The following is an 18,111-nucleotide window of genomic DNA, read 5'->3' as shown; positions in this document are numbered from 1 at the left end:
TTAGAACAAATTTAGGGTTTTATAGTTCAAGTGATAATTGATCATTCCTGATTTTAAAACTTTTTCTGTGATAAGGGGTAAGTCCGTATTTGAGAATCGCCCTGCGATGTTCCGCTGTAGGGTAGCCTTTGTTTTGCTGCCAGTTGTAGACCGGGTACTCCTCGTGTAGCTTCCTCATATAATCGTCCCTTGAATTCTTTGCCAGGACGGAAGCTGCAGCTATACTCATGTATTTCCCATCTCCTTTTACGATACACTCGTGTGAATATTTTTTGAAGGGCTTAAATTGATTTCCATCCACAAGGATATGTCTGGGTTCTACACTAAGGCCTGAAAGGGCTTTGTGCATTCCAAGGATAGAAGCGTTGAGGACATTAATTTCATCTACCATGGCAGGCTCAATATGGACTATACTGTAACTCAGGGCATCCGATAATATTTCAGCACCGATAATACCTCTTTGTTTCTCCGAAAGAACCTTTGAGTCATTGAGTAGGTCAGAAATGTATCCCGGAGGGAGAATAACGGCGGCTGCGGTAACCGGACCGGCCAGACATCCCCGGCCCGCCTCGTCGGTTCCGGCTTCGTATAAGAAACGGTGATATTCTTTTAATAAGGCCATTTAGTATCCAAATTTGAGGCAGTTAAGAACATAAGGATTTAAAATATATCGTTAAAAGTTTTGATGATAGTTAATCAAATTGCCAAAATGATTACATTATCAATAATAAATGACCATATTTTAACAAGCCTTAACGCCACTTTCACTTCTCGTTTGGAAAATTAACTTATAATTATCATTTTTGCAGCTGGCTAATTCAAAAATCTAATTAAATGAAATCAAAGTTAACATGGATGTTGACACCATTATTGGTGCTCTGCATGAGCTTTTCTTTTGCACAAGAGAAGAGTATTTCAGGTGTTGTGACAGACCAAAGCGGGATGCCTCTACCTGGTGTTGCGGTTTTAGTTGTTGGAACAACGACCGGAACACAAACCGATTTTGACGGAAACTATACTATTTCTGCCCGTGTTGGACAGGTATTAAGGTACAGTTATCTGGGGCAAAAGACGGTGACGAGAACTATTGGTACTGCTAGTACCATTAATGTTCAAATGGAAGATGATGCTGAAGCACTGCAGGAAGTTGTAGTTCAGGGGTATCGTAACTCTACCAAGGAAAAGTCGAGTATTGCATCGGTAACGATTAATGCGGAGACTATTGAGAACAGACCAAACGCGAGTTTTGTCCAGACACTTTCCGGACAGGTAGCAGGTCTTAACATTACCACTTCTACCGGACAGCCCGGTGCCGCTTCTAACGTAAACCTTCGTGGGGTAACTTCCATCAACGGTAACACACAGCCGCTCTACATTATAGACGGTGTACCTGTAGATGAGAATAACTTCCGTAGTTTAAACCCACAAGACATCGCTTCAGTTTCTGTATTGAAAGATGCGGGGGCAACTGCAATTTACGGTAACAGGGGTGCGAACGGGGTAATTGTGATCAAGACACGTCAGGGTAACTTTAATCAGGGCCTTCAAGTCAATTATACCGGAATCATGAGTTTTAGTACTCTTCAGGATAATGACTACAACCTCATGGATTCTCAAGAGCAGCTTGGTCTTGAACAGCAGAGAGGACTAGGACGAGGTGCAACACTTACGGATCAAGAAATTGCTGCGGCCCCCACTTTTGATTGGGCCAATTACTTTTTCGATACCGGACTTACTCAGAATCATACGCTTACCCTGCAATCAGGTAGTGAGAACTTTACACAGTTTACTTCTTTAGGTTATTTTGACCAGGAAGGTGTGCTTCAGGATTCAAACCTTAAGCGTTTCAGTATTCGTAATAATACTACAGGAAAATCTGAGAACGAAAAATTCAATTACAGCACTAATCTAACGATTAACTATTCAGAATCTAACGAGCCTAACTCTATTGGTTCTGGTGCTATCAACAGGAACTATATCCTTGGTGCCTATCAGTCGGTACCTTATATCACTCCTGATGATTATACCACAGGTGCTGACCTTCTTTCACCATTGACATTTGCTAACACTCCTCTTTTCCTTATAGACAGGTTAAGAACTTATACCAGAAAAGAAGAAGAGGTTAAGCTTATCGGAAGCTTCCAGGCGGGATATCAGATTACTGATAATCTTTCTGCGAATGTAACCATGAGTGCTGATTACCAAAGTGAATTCTTGACCAGGGCGGAAGGTCCAACTTCCTTTAACGCACTTCTTTTTGGAGGCGCTGAAAACCCAACTTCAGGATTCCAGCAGCAAATCTCTACCAGACAGTTTAGCTACAACCAGGTAACTTCATTGAATTACAACAATACCTGGGGCAAGCACACATTGGATATGGGGGTTTACTCAGAATATTTTAAGGCACATTTGAGAGCTTTTGGATATTTTGCTAACGGGTTAAACCCAAAGACTTTCTCACCAGGAGATGGTGCCGGACTTGTACCAGTATTTTATGATACTGCTCAGGGCGCATTACTGTTCCCTGACAACCCTACTGCGACAATCAGAAATGCAGGTCTGTTCTCCGTATTCAGCCAGGCTGATTACGATTATGACGGACGTTATGGGATCACGGGTACAATCAGACGTGATGCTTCCTACCGTTTTGCAGGAAGTAACCGATACGCGACTTTCTATTCTGTAGCCGGGCGTTGGAATATTGACAACGAAGCCTTTATGGAAAATTCAGTCTTTGATGTCTTGAAGTTAAGAGCCTCTTACGGTACCTCAGGTAACCAGAGGATTGCAGGTAATACTTATTTCTCTTCACCTGACCTTACAAAGAACTTCTTTGCCACAGGGCCGGGATATGCAAACCAAACTGCTACATTCCTTTCTCAAATTGCGAATACTACCCTTCGATGGGAAACCGTTACCCAGGGTAACGTTGGTCTCGACTTTGAGTTGTTTAACAGCAGGTTGAGAGGTAGTGTAGACGGATATGTAAAAGAAACATCAGATTTGTTCCAGAGTACTCCCGTTTCTGCAATTAATGCGGTAACGCAATTGAATGCGAACACAGGAACATTGACTAATACTGGTGTTGATCTTACTTTGAACTATAACATCCTTAATGGAGGAGACGACGGGCTTAACCTGGTTCTGAATTTTGTAGGGAACTACAACAAACAGGAATTGGGTGATTTACCAAGTGAAGATGGGGAACTCATCGGAACAGGTAGAAATGGTGGAAAGTTATTTGAATACTACACCATTCGTTATGCAGGTGTAAACCCGGCTAATGGTAACCTGTTGTTTTTGGATGCAGATGGTAACATCACAGAAAATCCTGATGCAGATACTGACAGAGTTTGGACAGATCAGAACATTTTCCCTGATTTTAACGGAAGTTTTGGTTTCAATCTGGATTACAAAGGATTCTTTGTTCAGACACAGTTTAACTACACTGTTGGGGTAGACAGGTTCGACAATGACCTTGCTTCATTCCAGAATCCGGACAACATCGGACAGTTTAGATCTTCTCGTGATTTGTTTAGAGCGTGGACTCCGGATAACAGAGTCACTGATATTCCATCTTACGATGCATTTAACAGAGCATCATTTGGCTCTGACCGCTATGTAACAGATGCTGATTATATCAGATTGCGTTTTGCCTCTATCGGATACAGCTTCCCGGCAAGACTGCTAGAAGGTACAGGATTCTCAAGACTTAGAATATTTGGAAACGCAGAAAACCTATTTACTATTACAAAATGGAGAGGGTTTGATGCAGAAGCGTTAAGTAATACTTCACGTTTGTATCCAACACCTAAGACACTATCAGTAGGATTCGAATTAGGATTTTAAAAATAAAAAGAGCAATGAAAAATTATAAAAAACTATTTTATCTATTTGGCTTGGTAACAGTCCTCGTAGCGTGTAACGATGCGATCGATATTGACCAGCCAGGACGATTGGATGCCGATGCCGCTTTCGAAAACGTAGCGGATCTTCAGGCCGGACTCTTTGGGGTCTATGCCAATTACGACCTTTCCGGTGAGATCGCCTTTAGTTCGATCTTCACTGATGAACTCTCTATCGGTTTTGATAATGGAGGCCAGGGACTTGCCGATTACGGTTTTGTTTTAAATGCAGGTAGTACAGCTCCTGCCAGCTTCTGGGTAGGCGCATATGGTGCTATCAATTCGGCTAACAGGCTTATCGAAGCTGCTGAAGGAATCACGCCTGAAGCAGGAGAAGAAGCTCAATACAATGACATTGTAGGCCAGTCTTACTTCTTAAGAGCATGGGCTCATTGGTTCCTTATGGAGTATTTCACAACAGATTATACGGATGACAGCGCCCTTGGGGTAATTGCTCTCGATCGTGTTCCTACCATTGACGAGCAGTTGTTGAGAAATACCAACGGAGAGGTTTATGCATTGATCCTTGCTGATTTAGATCGTGCTCAATCCCTTATTGGTGCAGACACAAGTGATCCGACATTCGCAAACAGAGATGCTGTAACAGCGTTAAGGGCTCGTATTGCTGCTTACCGTGGGAACTACACTCTGGCTGCTACTTTGAGTCAGCAATTGTTAGACAAGTACGGTATTGCAAACAGAGCTCAGTACGAGGCGATGTTCCTTGATACTGATAATACCGAGATCATCTTTAAGTTAGAAAGAACAAACAATGATCCTTATGACGGACAGGGTGCTACAGGTAGTCCTGCCGCAGGTGGATGGGCCGGTGCTCGTTTTGCCTTCGTAGATGCTACCCTTTCTGGTTCTCCTTATTTCGAAATGGGACGTTCTTTATTTAACTTGTTAGATCCTGCAGATATTCGCTATGATGTGAATGTGGCACCAACAAGTGTTATTGATCCTGATTATGCGACGAATAACAACCCGGCTACTGACATTCTGGTGATCCAGAAGTATCCAGGATCTGAAGGGCAGCCTTTGATGAACGACCTCAAAGTATTTCGTTCTTCAGAAATGTTGTTTATCCGCGCTGAGGCTTACGCCGATGCAGGAAGTATTAACGGTGCTACGAATTCTACTGCGGCTTTATTAAAGCAGTTAAACGACGCTCGTTTCGGAACAGATACTGCTTTACCGGTATTTGCTAATGAAACAGAAGCTTTCGCAGCAATCCTTGATGCCAGAAGAATTGAATTGGCCTTTGAAGGTCATCGTTACAAGGACATCAAAAGATTGGGTGCCCGTGCTAACCAGGGAGTCTTAAAAGACCCGATTGATTGCGCGTTTAATGGAGCTTGTACGCTTCCAGCAACGGACTTCAGGTTTACATTGCCACTGCCTATCGTGGAATTCAATGCGAACCCAGGTCTTCGTGAGCAGCAAAACCCAGGATACTAACACTTAAAAAAGAAATATTATGAAAAAATATATTGCACTTATCGTAATTGCTATCATCAGCTTCACTTCATGTGAAGAGGACCTGGTAATATACGACAACGTCAATGGGCAAACGTTTGTTACGTTTAACACAAGCGCTATTAACTTACCCGTTGTATTTGATTCCAGTGCTGAAATTGAGATTCCTATTGAGGTGTCAACTATTTCGGATGCTGACAGAACGGTAAATGTTAATGTTGTCTCAGGAGCTGAAGATGAAGCAACTGCTGATCAGTACAGCGTGGCAGGATCTGTAACGATTCCGGCAAATTCTTATGTAGGTTTGCTAAGTTTTACAGGAATAGATGCCGGAATAGAAATCGGTGAAACCAAAACAGTTACTTTGGAATTAGCAGGAATCACAGGATCGGGTGATGCTAATGTTGATCCCGGAACGCTTACCATAAGCATGTTCCAGGTATGTCCTGTGGAAGAGGATTTCTTTATAGGAGATTACCAGCTTACTACTACTGCTACAGGTATTTTTGGATCAACAGTGTTCCCACAAGGGGTTGTAACGATCTCTCAGGGGGCTTCCAGTAATGATGCGAGAGTATTCAACGCTCAGATCTATCCGGACTTAGGTACATTTAGTCCAATCGACTTTAACTTTACCCTTGTTTGCGGGACAGTTGTAGTTGATGCGGGGCAGGCTACCGGAGTAGGTTGTGGTTCTTCTACAACTCTCGGACCCAGTAATGCAACAGGTGGTTATACTGCCGGTGACGACTCTGTTTTAGTTATCGACTTTGCAGATGACGAGGGTGGAGCAAGTTGTGGTGCACAGGCTAATGCCTCTATTACTTTGACTAAAGTCTAGTAAAAACACTAGTTTACATAGAAAAGAGCCCGCAATTAGCGGGCTTTTTTATTTTTAGGTTTATCTGATCTGAGCTGTAATCTTCATCGTTTACATCCCATGGGGTTTTGATGTAATGAGTAAACAGCTCATTTAGAATCCATTCTATCCATTTGGTCAAAGTGAGTTGTAATATGCCAGGAGTTGCAACACATCTTCTTCCGATCTTATCTTTAAAGAGTTTTCTTTGATGAATGCCTGCACTTCTTTCTGATGATCCGCTAATACTTTTACCATATCTTTTTTCTTTAAACCTACCTTAACTGCAGGATCAGAACCCACTTTTAAATAATAAGATACCTCATCTTTAAATCTGGCTGCACGCTCCGGCCTGTATGAAGATCCGGGAAATTCCAATTGCGATAACTCCTTACTCTCTTTTTTTAAAAGACATACTTTACCCTTATTCTTTTCCACAAAGTAGGATTTTCTGATTGCGCCCTTTTCCAAATAAGAAGCAATAATGTAGAGGTCGTTCCCAATAGTAACCTGGTAATAATCTGTTCGCAATAGAACAAGGGGCCCGTTCTTTGACTCATTTTCTATTTCATTGGTATAGGCATTGTAGCGAAACCGCCCTTTAAATTTGGCTTTGCCAAATCTGTAAAGGGTTCCTTCAAGGAATTCTTCATTGGCGTAAGGCGTGCCTTGTACATCTGAAAAGACCGATCGCTGAGGAATTCCAAAGGCTAATGACCTTTCACCCGGCATTACCGATAGCCATGGCTGATTGTAACTCATGTCCTGAGCTTGGCTCAGGTATAAACAGAAGACAAAAATCAAGGGAAGAATGCTTTTTTTCATAGACTTGGACTTTATAAAAAGTTACAAAATTCTTCAGCCAAGATATTTTAACGCATTGTTAAAAATGACTATTCGCGTTTATTCATATAAAGAAAAGGCCATAAAAAAACCCGCATCCAGGTGCGGGTTATGATTTTAGTTATTGAGGTTACAGGGAATTATAGTAGGCCATTACCTGAATTACTTCTTCCTCAGTCTTCATTTTTAATTTATTCTTCTTGGCAAAAGCCTCAACTTCTTTCTTATGATCGGGAAGTGCAGCAATGATATCCTTACTCCTTAGTTTTACTTCAATCCCGGGATTTCCTTCCGTAATAATGTAATACGAATTTTCATCTTCAAACTTAGCCGGCTTATCCCTTGAATACGAGGAGGTGGCTGACTGTTCCTCCACGAATTTTTTACCCTGCTTAAGCAGTAATCTCGCATGACCCTTATTCATCTCTACAAAATAGGTCTTGCGGATGGCTCCATTGTTCTTATAGTTTTCTATGCGATATAGCTTGCCGTCAATCATGGCACTGAGATATTCCCTTTTTAAAAGGGTGATGACTCCCTTGTCAGTTTTCATTTCTATCCCGTCCTGATAAGCATTGTACCTCAATAGTCCATTGTAGGGATCCTGCCCTTTGGCATAGACCTTACCCAGAACGAATTCTTCGTTGGCATAAGGTGAACCTTGAACATTATCAGGTAATCCACTGTTAACGCCACCTAAGGTGGTATTATTAATGAATTCTGTGGGTAATTCAATGTTTTGCGCATAGGTAAAGGTTGCACCCAGAGCAAAAACGAGCATAAAATTTCTTTTAATCATGTATTCATTGTTTTAGTTGCTGAAGAAGGATCAAATATCATTCCAGCATGGAAATATTAATAAAAAACTGTCATTATTGCACGCGGAAATCAAAGATTTCTGATTGGGAGGTATTACCCTGGCTGTCTCGGGAAACAATTCGCCAATAGTATACCATTCCCGATTCCACAGCCGCGTCAAAAGTACTTTCAGTAGTCGTACCCAATGAAGCTAAAGCAGCGCTGTCCGTGCCGAAAAACACTTCGAAGTCCTCAAGGTCGTTATCCACATCACTTCCTGCCCAAACAAGGCTTACTGTTACTGCTGTAGCAACTGTTGCTCCTCTCTCCGGACTCACCACATCGGCAGGGAAGGGGGCATAATTCTCTACTCCGGGTCCCTGATTGTAAAAGCGCCAGGTTGGACTGCTGGCCGTTTCATTGGTGCCATCGGCCCTGGAAACAACAAACCACTCATAAGGAACGCCTCGTAAAATGGTTATATCAGCACTGTTGATAGACGAATTTGTTCGGGATGTATTGTTGTTGTCCAGATTACGCAGATTCACCTGATAGGAATCGGTGTTTTCAGAATCAGACCACCTAAAAGTAACGGTGCTTTGTGTTTCATTGACAATGGTCCCTTCGTTACACTCCGTGTTATCATCCGGGAAGATCAGGCTTGCCGCAGAAGGGGCAGGGATTACTACCGGAGGATCCGGATCCGGATCGGGATCACTCCCTCCTCCACAGGATAATACTAGTGCAGAGAGTAGGGCTGTATATATTAGTCTGTATTTCATTTTCTTATGATTTTATAATTCATCAAACTTGAAGAAGTTTTGATATTCAGCATATAGATGCCTTTTGAAAGTGCATCCACATTAAATTTGATTTCATTGTTTTGCACATTGTACTCTTTTCTGAAAACCGTACGGCCATTAAGGTCGAATAAAGCAACCTCCACCTGAGAGGAACTGTTGTTTCCGAGATAGATATTCAGATCGCCTGAGGCGATAGGATTGGGATAGATCAGCAATTCTGAACTCAGCATGATCGTCTCCGAATATACACCCTGGCAATCTTTGTCCGTCCTTACGGTTAAAGTGTTTTCTACCTGTGACAGAGGCAGGGTAATCTCCCTCTCCGAAGTGCGGAAGATCTCTCCATTGAGATTTATGGTATACGATTTACCTCCGGACAGATCCAAGGTTACCTTGTTGTCAAAAGAATCAATCTTCGATGATACCGACAAGTCTTCCGGTTCGGAGATAGAAACCGAATAACAGACCTCGTAACCGGGCTGACCTTCTACTGTTATGCACAAATCATAAGAACCTGATGCCAGATTTTCGAATGTAAAGGTATCACTAAAGCTCTGACTTTGATTAAGGCCCCCGCCGGAAAGGATTGCGGTATAATTCAGCGCTTCTGTGGCATTGACCACAATGCTGCCGTCGTTGTTAGACGTACATGTTTCGCCAACGGCAAGCAAACTGAAGTTGTTGGAGGGCAGGGTGAATATTTCACAACCCGTAACATCAACTACAGCCCCGGGAGGAGTATTATCACATAGATCTTGAGCATTAGGGACTCCGTCATTGTCGGCATCGTCATCACAAACATCTCCAATACCATCTCCATCGGCATCTGCCTGATCAGCATTAGCAATCAAAGGACAATTGTCGTCAATATCGTCAATCCCGTCGTTGTCATCATCGGTATCACAGGCATCTCCTTCTCCATCGCCGTCTGTGTCTAGTTGATCAGCATTGCCCACCAAGGGACAGTTATCATCAACGTCAAGAACGCCGTCATTATCATCATCGTCATCATCCTGGAAGCCTTCTACCACCAGGTCATCAATTATAGCTCCTTCCTGGTTAACTGAAGGATCTGAGTGGAATACGATTCTGAAGATTACATTGTTTTCATTAGTAAGATCGGTTTCCCCCAGGGCAGCGTTTGCCGTAAAATCATAGGCATACTCTGTTAATGTAGCCTCCGTTCCCGTCCATTGGGCTCCGGGACAATTCTGGCAATCGTCATCTGCTCCCGAACTTTCATTGGTACGGTCACTGTTATACCAGTTGGGCTGACTATTGACGCTTCCCAATACCTGCCAGTTGGCCCCGTCATCCGTACTGTACTCTACATAAACAATGTCAAAATTGATCTCCAGATCGTAGGCCATTTGGAACTTTAGTACAGGAGCCAGGATGCTCGACAATTCATAACAGTCGCTAATCAGATAAGCAATAGTACCGTCGGGATGGTTGCCATCCAGGTTGGTTCCATAAACCTGAGTCCCGGAACGGGCCTGGTTTAAGAGACTGCCCTCGGGCACTCCTCTTTCCCAAAGTGGAGCACCTCCCCCGTCATTGTAGGTATTCAGATTGTCAGCAGTAGATTCGAACAGATTTATTTCGTCACCTACACCAAACCCGTTTACAAAAAAGGAATGGCTTATTTCATTGTTGTCCGCAAAGGCATCACCGGTTATAGAAACTGTAACCTGTAGCGTATATTGGCCTATTGTGGTCAGATTGAGCGAGGGTAATGAGATAGTAGTGGTTTCTTCGCTGTTCAAGTTAACAGGCGCATTAAAATTCTGCGGGTTTCCTCCATCGATGGTATAGCTTACATCTACGGAAGTTATAGGATTAAGACCGTTGTTTTCCACAACGATTTCGGGAATGATCTCACCGCAGAGGACGAGGTCATTAGCCGGAGACAAAGAAACAAGGCGCACGTCGTTATCGGGCACCTGAATAGGGATTGGCGATTGCCAAACGCCTCTTCCGTAGGTGGATGCTGTAATCAATTCATCGTCAAGGCTGATGTCCAGATCGCTTACAGCCACACTCGGTAGATCGGTAAAATAATCTTCCCATTCACTGAGGGTATCATCTGTGCGATATACACCCAGACTTGTGCCTACGTAAAGGGGATTGTCTGTGTGCCTCCCCTGATGTACAATGGAGAAAAAGGCCTGGTCTGCTGGAATATTATAAGTAATGTCAACTTCAAGTCCGGCTTCACCATTCTCATTTACGGGTATTTTATAAATTTCTCTTTGAGTAGGTTGATTGGCTTGACTTATTCCAACGCGGCGAGACGTGACATAATAAACAAAAGAACCATCATTGGAATTGACGGTCATATCAGAAATATCGGCATCTGCCAGGTAAAATGTTGTAAAATTTTGTCCACCATCTTCACTGCGGTAAATGATATTTCCTTCAGCGGCATAGATTACATTCGGGTCGGTTGGATCTACTTCTATATCATCGATGTTTCCGTCGCCAAAATCATTGGACCACTTCTCCCAGGCGCTACCAACTAATTTGTATACAGCATCAAAGCCGGAGTAGACTTCCCCGGTGCTGCTGATCGCCAGGGGCGTAATCCAGTTTCCCTGTATGGTATTGTTCTGATCATCCCTTGGAGGTCCGACAAAGCCAATAGATTGTCCCGAGTTGGATGATATATTCAGCGAACCGCCAAATTGAGTAAATCCGTAGACCAGATTATCATTGTTGGGATCGATAACATTATCCATCCCGTCACCACCGTGATAATTATTCCATACCCCGTTTTGAAGAATCTGCCCGCCATTATCTTGTAGTCCTCCAATCATTTTAGAGGAATTCTCGGGCGAAACGGAAAGCCGGTAGAATTGGCCAACGGCCATCCCGCTGGTATAATCGGTAAAACTCCCTCCGCCGTTGGTAGATCTGTAAATACCCCCGTCTGTACAGGCGAATACCTGGTCGTTGAAAATTTTGATGGTGTGGATATCGGCATGTGTATAGGCCGCATTATTGGTAAACCATTGATTGAGGCGGGTAAAAGAATTCCCGCCATTGACACTCTTCCAGATATTCAGACAGCCCATATAGAGTTCGTTGGCATTGGTGGGTGAAACCTCGAAGGCCAAATCAAACCAGGCCTGACTCGATTCCATGATGTTTGTGGTATTCGGACTCTCGGTAAAGGTCTCACCGCTATCTGTAGATTTGTAAAGCCCCTGAAAAGTAAAATTACTCGATCCTGTATTGGCAGTCAGGATGTAAAGTACTTCCGGATCTGCAGGGGTAACCCCTAACAAAGCCCTGCCCGAACTGGTAGGGAGAAGCGGATCATCCAAAGCTACGAAAGGTGTGTCACCTCCGTCCGTAGACTTATAAAAAGTAACCTGATTCCCTGATCCGCCTAAATAACGGCCTACGATTGCATAGACTGTATTGGCATCGCCCGGTTTTAATTTAAGGTCGGCAATATAACCGCCTTGTTTAATATTCCAGGTATCTCCTGCATCGATACTTTTATAGAGCCCTGTATTCGTTGCCACCCACAGAACGTTTGAATCCGTAGGATCGATCAAGATCACTGTCATGAGTGTGCTGAAGTTGGATGTAGAAGGGTTGAGCCCGGTTTCCTGCCAGGTGGCCCCTGCATCCAGGGATTTAAAAACCCCAACACTGTAAGAATCCGCAGCGTCATCATCACCTGTTGCGATATATATAATGTTAGAATCATTAGGATCTATAGCGATACTAGAAACCCCGATCTGTGGAAAATCATCAAAGAGGTTGGTCCATGTATTGCCCGCATCAGTAGTTTTCCAGATACCCCCAGCCGGAGCACCTACGTACCATGTATTGGGATCATTAGGATCTACTTCTATAGCGTTGGTCCTTCCGGTACCAGGTAATCTGCCGGAAAAGACTCCAACAGTTTCGGGTCCCACCGATGACCAGGCGCTGACGGGATTGGTGGTCATTCCAATTCGATTCTGTTTATTTTCCCAGGTCTCCCAGAGTTCTTTTGGTGTGGGCAGGTACCCTTGCTGGTCTACAAAATGCATCCAGTAGTCTTCCCATCGCTTAAAAGGTTTATAACCACTTCCTTTGGCGTCTTTGTCCTTGTTTTTCCAATAGGCCTCAGCAGATGCTGAGATCTCGAAAATTGAAAGGGGTTGAACCGTAGATGGTGTACGAAGCTCGCTTTCATCAGGACCGGCCAGCCAGGGTGCATTCTGGTTGAATTGCGCATAGGAGAAGGAACCCGCCAGAAGGCAGAGCACGAGTAATTTTCTTATCATCAATTTTTTTTTACTAATATCCAGAAAAAATCAGGATTATTCAATTTTATTAGTTCTAAAGACCCTTTTTTTAAGGATTTTGTATCAAAGCCCCCCAAGATAGGAAAATCATGTGTTTTTCTTATAAAAGTTTCACACTTCTTTAGGATTAAAAAAAAGTAACTTTGCCTGAGTGTTCAAATTTATGAGATACCTATATTTTATAATCCTGTTACTGATCTTATTACCGGTTCAGGCCCAGGACAAGTTGCCTCCTCAGCGAAAAGAGAAGGATTCAACACAGTTCATGAAAAGGAATCTGCAAAAACCTGCGGGATCGGATGAGAGTGAATCAATAACCAGGATTGAAGAATACAAGATCATATCCTTTTCCAGAGATACCACTTTTCTCGATACCACACTTTCCATCCAAAAGGAATACAAATACAATTTTATCAGGCGCGATGAATTTGAGCTTATGCCATTTGCTAATATTGGGCAGCCGTATAACAGCCTTGGTGTGGATCGAGAGCGGCCAGACCTGTATCCGGCATTGGGAGCCAGGGCGCGACATTTCAATTATCTCGAAGTGGGGGATATACCTTATTATAATGTCCCAACACCTTTGACAGAACTTTTCTTTAAAACCACCTTTGAACAGGGGCAGATGCTGGATGCTATGCTCACCTTTAACACCTCTCCCAGATTAAATTTTTCTATTGCCTACAAGGGATTCCGTTCTTTTGGGAAATATCAGTACAGTGAGAACGAATCGGGAAATTTCAGGACTACGGTCAACTACCTATCCAGGAATAATCGTTATTCCCTCAGGGCCCATATCGCGGCACAGGATATTTTGGCAGAAGAGAACGGAGGCTTAAGTGCTAAGGAGGTGCAATTTGAATCTGAAGATCCTGAATTTCAGGACAGATCCAGGATAGATGTATTTTTTACCGACGCGAGGAACAAATTATTGGGAAAGCGATATTATTTGGACCAACGCTACACCCTGGCCAGAAAAAGAGATTCATTAAAAAACTCCTCACTAGGGATCGGGCATGAATTTAGTTACGAAACCAAGTATTTTCAATTTCAGCAGGATGCGCAGAATGATTATTTCGGCTCAGTTCTGGTGTCCCCGATTGATGACAAAGCAAGTCTGAAGACTTTTTTCAATAGTGTTAGCCTTGATTATTCCAGCAAATTTCTCGGCTCACTTAAAGGCTTTGTAAACTGGTACCAATACGATTACTTTTTAATAGCATTCTGATCACGGAACAGGGGACCATTCCCAATCAACTTCGGGGAGATGAGATTGCGCTAGGGGAAGTTACAGCAAACGAATTGGTTCTTTCGCCTTGGACGGAAAATTAACTTACGGGATTACAGGAGAATTGACGAACTATATTTTTGATGGATCGGCAAGCTTAAAACTCAATGAAAAAAATGAGATTGGTTTTAGTGCACATTCCTCTTCGGGTCTGCCCAACTTTAATTTCCTGCTCTATCAGTCGGAATACGCCAATTACAATTGGAATAACAGCAACACCTTTGAGAATGAAAATGTTCAGAGTCTTAAATTTAATTTGAGCTCTCAGGTCTGGGGAGATTTGACTGCCCAATACTCTACAACTGATAATTACACTTATTTTTCCTCTAATGCTACAGAACAGCAAATCGCAGATGGAGAAGAGAATTCTTTTGTTACTCCAAAGCAGGAGGGAAATTCGGTGAATTTAATCAAGGTGAAGTACGCTAAGGAATTCAAATATGGGAAATGGGCTCTGAACAATACGGTGATGTATCAGAATGTGAGTCAGACTAGTGAGGTACTCAATGTTCCACAATTGGTCACTCGCAATACGCTTTACTACTCAAGTAATATATTCAGAAATGCCATGTTTTTGCAAACCGGAATTACCTTAAAGTATTTCACGGCATATAATATGGATGCTTATAATCCTTTGCTGGGGGAATTCTATGTGCAGAACCGCGAGGAGTTGGGCGCTTTTCCGCTTCTCGATTTCTTTATTAATGCCAAAGTGCGGCAAACGCGAATATATCTAAAGGCTGAACATTTTAATTCTTCCTTTACCGGGAACACTTATTATGCGGCACCGGGATATCCTTATCGCGACTTTGTGATTCGTTTTGGGCTTGTCTGGAACTTCTTTTCCTGATTCTTCCTGGGTTGACTTTAAAATTTTTAGAGAATGAATGCTCATTTTCAGGGGGTTAGACGGATAGATTTTCTTTTAAGAAAATTTTATCGTTCAGGGTTGTACAACCGAAAAAATGGCTCTATATTTGCACCCGCTTAACGAGAGATTGTTGGGTGATTATAGTAGAGAATAGATAAGTTCATTGATATATTGGTAGACAGCGAATCTGGTAGTAATGACGGGGTGGATCTTCGGATTTATTTTGGAGTTATTATCAGATGAATAGATCATTAAATTTAAGGAAACATGAGAACCGTTTTGAGGCGGGTGAACTTTGTGGATTTGTAGTAGCATTGATAGTAATTAATGTTATAACGATGAAGAGTTTGATCCTGGCTCAGGATGAACGCTAGCGGCAGGCCTAACACATGCAAGTCGAACGGTAACAGGGAAAAGCTTGCTTTTCCGCTGACGAGTGGCGCACGGGTGCGCAACGCGTATAGAACCTACCCTGTACAGGGGGATAGCCCGGAGAAATCCGGATTAATACCCCGTAGTAATTAGAATTGGCATCGATTTTAATTTAAAGCTTCGGCGGTACGGGATGGCTATGCGTCCTATTAGCCAGATGGTGAGGTAACGGCTCACCATAGCTATGATAGGTAGGGGCCCTGAGAGGGGGATCCCCCACACTGGTACTGAGACACGGACCAGACTCCTACGGGAGGCAGCAGTGAGGAATATTGGACAATGGGCTCACGCCTGATCCAGCCATGCCGCGTGCAGGAAGACAGCCCTATGGGTTGTAAACTGCTTTTATACGGGAAGAATAAGGGGCACGTGTGCCCCGATGACGGTACCGTAAGAATAAGGACCGGCTAACTCCGTGCCAGCAGCCGCGGTAATACGGAGGGTCCGAGCGTTATCCGGAATCATTGGGTTTAAAGGGTCCGCAGGCGGGCAATTAAGTCAGGGGTGAAATGGTACGGCTCAACCGTAGCACTGCCCTTGATACTGGTTGTCTTGAGTCATAGTGGAGTGGCCGGAATATGTAGTGTAGCGGTGAAATGCATAGATATTACATAGAACACCGATCGCGAAGGCAGGTCACTAACTATCGACTGACGCTGATGGACGAAAGCGTGGGGAGCGAACAGGATTAGATACCCTGGTAGTCCACGCCGTAAACGATGGATACTAGCTGTCGGGACTTTTAGTCTCGGCGGCCAAGCGAAAGTGATAAGTATCCCACCTGGGGAGTACGTTCGCAAGAATGAAACTCAAAGGAATTGACGGGGGCCCGCACAAGCGGTGGAGCATGTGGTTTAATTCGATGATACGCGAGGAACCTTACCAGGGCTTAAATGCAGAATGACAGGTTTAGAGATAGACTTTTCTTCGGACATTTTGCAAGGTGCTGCATGGTTGTCGTCAGCTCGTGCCGTGAGGTGTCAGGTTAAGTCCTATAACGAGCGCAACCCCTGTCGTCAGTTGCCAACAGATAATGCTGGGGACTCTGGCGAGACTGCCGGTGCAAACCGCGAGGAAGGTGGGGATGACGTCAAATCATCACGGCCCTTACGTCCTGGGCTACACACGTGCTACAATGGCCGGTACAGAGAGCAGCCATCCGGCAACGGAGAGCGAATCTATAAAACCGGTCACAGTTCGGATCGGGGTCTGCAACTCGACCCCGTGAAGCTGGAATCGCTAGTAATCGGATATCAGCCATGATCCGGTGAATACGTTCCCGGGCCTTGTACACACCGCCCGTCAAGCCATGGAAGCCGGGAGTGCCTGAAGTCCGTCACCGTAAGGAGCGGCCTAGGGCAAAATCGGTAACTAGGGCTAAGTCGTAACAAGGTAGCCGTACCGGAAGGTGCGGCTGGAACACCTCCTTTCTAGAGAAAGATGCTACACGAAGGTGAAGCAAAGTGATATAACAAACTGCCATTAAGGCGGTTCTGTAGTTTCTTTAAGGGTAATGATTTTAGTTGTCTACCATTATTTTATAAAATAAATGCAGTCTCATAGCTCAGCTGGTTAGAGCGCTACACTGATAATGTAGAGGTCGGCAGTTCGAGTCTGCCTGAGACTACTTGGCAAAGTAGATCAGGTGCAAAAGAGAGTAGGCCCTTAGTGGTCTAACGCACACGTTCATTGAGAATTATATTGAATTAGGAAATTTTAGAGGCTGAAGCTTAAATAGACCTCATTGGAATTTGGGATTTGGAATTTGGAATTTCCATTTCGTAGAAAATGGGGAATTAGCTCAGCTGGCTAGAGCGCCTGCCTTGCACGCAGGAGGTCATCGGTTCGACTCCGATATTCTCCACAAGAGATCTGATTATAGGATCAGCTTACCACCGGCATTACATTGATGTATTGCGGGTTTTTTAAGGGTAAGCGAAACGTTCATTGACATATTGGGATAGGGTTTGTATTTTTTTTACTTATGGGTCATTTTATGGTGTATAGGTAAGGGAATGCAAACTTTGTAAAGACACGAATTTAAATAATAGAGAAGGGTATGAAGATATACCCAAGAGATTAGAATACGAGGCAAAGGCGACAAGCTAAATAAGGGCGTATGGGGAATGCCTAGGCTCTCAGAGGCGAAGAAGGACGCGATAAGCTGCGAAAAGCTGCGGGGATCGGCACATACGATATGATCCGCAGGTATCCGAATGGGGCAACCCACCATGTTGAAGACATGGTATCCCGCAAGGGAAGCAAACCCGGTGAACTGAAACATCTAAGTAGCCGGAGGAGGAGAAAACAAAAGTGATTCCGTAAGTAGCGGCGAGCGAACGCGGATTAGCCCAAACCGATGTTGTTTCGGCAATATCGGGGTTGTAGGACCACGTGATCTGATGCGTAATAGAACTGGAACCGTCTGGAAAGTCGGACCGTAGAGGGTGAGAGTCCCGTACGGGTAAAGTGCGTTATCAGTAGTGGTATCCTGAGTAGTGCGGGGCACGTGAAACCCTGTATGAATTT

10 protein-coding genes, 2 tRNA genes and 2 rRNA genes (1 of these 14 running past the window's edge) are annotated in these 18,111 nt (G+C 43.8%); 9 read left to right on the top strand and 5 right to left on the bottom strand.

The features are described 5' to 3' along the window. Positions 1-19 precede the first annotated feature (19 nt). On the bottom strand, positions 20-622 hold the full coding sequence (locus tag EQY75_RS10555; RefSeq protein WP_129605679.1) for a ribonuclease HII: 603 nt from the start codon (positions 620-622) through the stop codon (positions 20-22). Between the two features lie 212 nt (positions 623-834). On the opposite strand from EQY75_RS10555, the gene EQY75_RS10550 reads away from it, so the two are divergent. The 3 genes from EQY75_RS10550 to EQY75_RS10540 are packed head-to-tail and all read left to right on the top strand — an operon-like array spanning position 835 to position 6,225. Then, entirely contained in the window at positions 835-3,849 is a 3,015-nt protein-coding gene (locus EQY75_RS10550) for a SusC/RagA family TonB-linked outer membrane protein (RefSeq protein WP_129605678.1), read from the top strand. A 14-nt stretch (positions 3,850-3,863) separates the two neighbouring features. After that, on the top strand, positions 3,864-5,366 hold the full coding sequence (locus tag EQY75_RS10545; protein ID WP_129605676.1) for a RagB/SusD family nutrient uptake outer membrane protein: 1,503 nt from the start codon (positions 3,864-3,866) through the stop codon (positions 5,364-5,366). A 19-nt stretch (positions 5,367-5,385) separates the two neighbouring features. Next, positions 5,386-6,225: a hypothetical protein gene (locus EQY75_RS10540; protein ID WP_129605675.1), complete on the top strand. Its 840-nt coding sequence runs from the start codon at positions 5,386-5,388 to the stop codon at positions 6,223-6,225. Between the two features lie 156 nt (positions 6,226-6,381). On the opposite strand, the gene EQY75_RS10535 is transcribed toward EQY75_RS10540, so the two are convergent. The 4 genes from EQY75_RS10535 to EQY75_RS10520 all read right to left on the bottom strand — a co-directional run bounded on the left by EQY75_RS10535 (position 6,382) and on the right by EQY75_RS10520 (position 12,970). Then, a complete protein-coding gene (locus EQY75_RS10535) occupies positions 6,382-7,068 on the bottom strand; it encodes a hypothetical protein (protein ID WP_129605673.1) in 687 nt (228 codons plus the stop codon). A gap of 148 nt (positions 7,069-7,216) precedes the next feature. Continuing rightward, positions 7,217-7,885, bottom strand: coding sequence for a hypothetical protein (locus EQY75_RS10530; RefSeq protein ID WP_129605671.1), 669 nt, complete (start codon positions 7,883-7,885; stop codon positions 7,217-7,219). A 73-nt stretch (positions 7,886-7,958) separates the two neighbouring features. Then, entirely contained in the window at positions 7,959-8,666 is a 708-nt protein-coding gene (locus EQY75_RS10525; protein ID WP_129605668.1) for a hypothetical protein, read from the bottom strand. Beyond that, the gene (locus EQY75_RS10520; RefSeq protein ID WP_129605666.1) at positions 8,663-12,970 is read right to left on the bottom strand and encodes a T9SS type A sorting domain-containing protein; all 4,308 of its coding nucleotides are present in this window, start codon (positions 12,968-12,970) and stop codon (positions 8,663-8,665) included. The genes EQY75_RS10525 and EQY75_RS10520 overlap by 4 nt, the downstream gene beginning before the upstream one ends. A gap of 184 nt (positions 12,971-13,154) precedes the next feature. Between EQY75_RS10520 and EQY75_RS14335 the strand changes: the two genes are divergently transcribed. From EQY75_RS14335 to EQY75_RS10495, 6 genes are all read left to right on the top strand, one after another. Further along, complete coding sequence (locus EQY75_RS14335) at positions 13,155-14,219, top strand: putative porin (RefSeq protein ID WP_281278403.1); 1,065 nt, start codon at positions 13,155-13,157, stop codon at positions 14,217-14,219. 88 nt (positions 14,220-14,307) lie between these two features. Continuing rightward, positions 14,308-15,129, top strand: a complete 822-nt coding sequence (locus EQY75_RS14330; protein WP_281278402.1) for a putative porin — start codon at positions 14,308-14,310, stop codon at positions 15,127-15,129. A gap of 356 nt (positions 15,130-15,485) precedes the next feature. Beyond that, positions 15,486-17,012: ribosomal RNA gene (locus EQY75_RS10510) — 16S ribosomal RNA — on the top strand. A gap of 123 nt (positions 17,013-17,135) precedes the next feature. After that, positions 17,136-17,209: transfer RNA gene (locus tag EQY75_RS10505), tRNA-Ile, on the top strand. Between the two features lie 163 nt (positions 17,210-17,372). Continuing rightward, a tRNA-Ala gene (locus tag EQY75_RS10500) sits at positions 17,373-17,446 on the top strand. A 234-nt stretch (positions 17,447-17,680) separates the two neighbouring features. Continuing rightward, a 23S ribosomal RNA gene (locus tag EQY75_RS10495) occupies positions 17,681-18,111 on the top strand; it runs 2,410 nt beyond the window's last position. Together the 16S and 23S rRNA genes with 2 tRNA genes alongside form the textbook arrangement of a ribosomal RNA operon.

The organism is Muriicola soli, from assembly GCF_004139715.1.
Classification (GTDB): Bacteria; Bacteroidota; Bacteroidia; order Flavobacteriales; family Flavobacteriaceae; genus Muriicola; species Muriicola soli.
Note: the sequence above shows the minus strand (reverse complement) of the source record. Positions and strands in the feature narration are given on the sequence as shown.

Coding starts and splice junctions, on each gene's coding strand:
- EQY75_RS10555 (WP_129605679.1), bottom strand. CDS start 622: ATGGCCTTATTAAAAGAATATCACCGTTTCTTATACGAAGCCGGAACC.
- EQY75_RS10550 (WP_129605678.1), top strand. CDS start 835: ATGAAATCAAAGTTAACATGGATGTTGACACCATTATTGGTGCTCTGC.
- EQY75_RS10545 (WP_129605676.1), top strand. CDS start 3,864: ATGAAAAATTATAAAAAACTATTTTATCTATTTGGCTTGGTAACAGTC.
- EQY75_RS10540 (WP_129605675.1), top strand. CDS start 5,386: ATGAAAAAATATATTGCACTTATCGTAATTGCTATCATCAGCTTCACT.
- EQY75_RS10535 (WP_129605673.1), bottom strand. CDS start 7,068: ATGAAAAAAAGCATTCTTCCCTTGATTTTTGTCTTCTGTTTATACCTG.
- EQY75_RS10530 (WP_129605671.1), bottom strand. CDS start 7,885: ATGATTAAAAGAAATTTTATGCTCGTTTTTGCTCTGGGTGCAACCTTT.
- EQY75_RS10525 (WP_129605668.1), bottom strand. CDS start 8,666: ATGAAATACAGACTAATATATACAGCCCTACTCTCTGCACTAGTATTA.
- EQY75_RS10520 (WP_129605666.1), bottom strand. CDS start 12,970: ATGATAAGAAAATTACTCGTGCTCTGCCTTCTGGCGGGTTCCTTCTCC.
- EQY75_RS14335 (WP_281278403.1), top strand. CDS start 13,155: ATGAGATACCTATATTTTATAATCCTGTTACTGATCTTATTACCGGTT.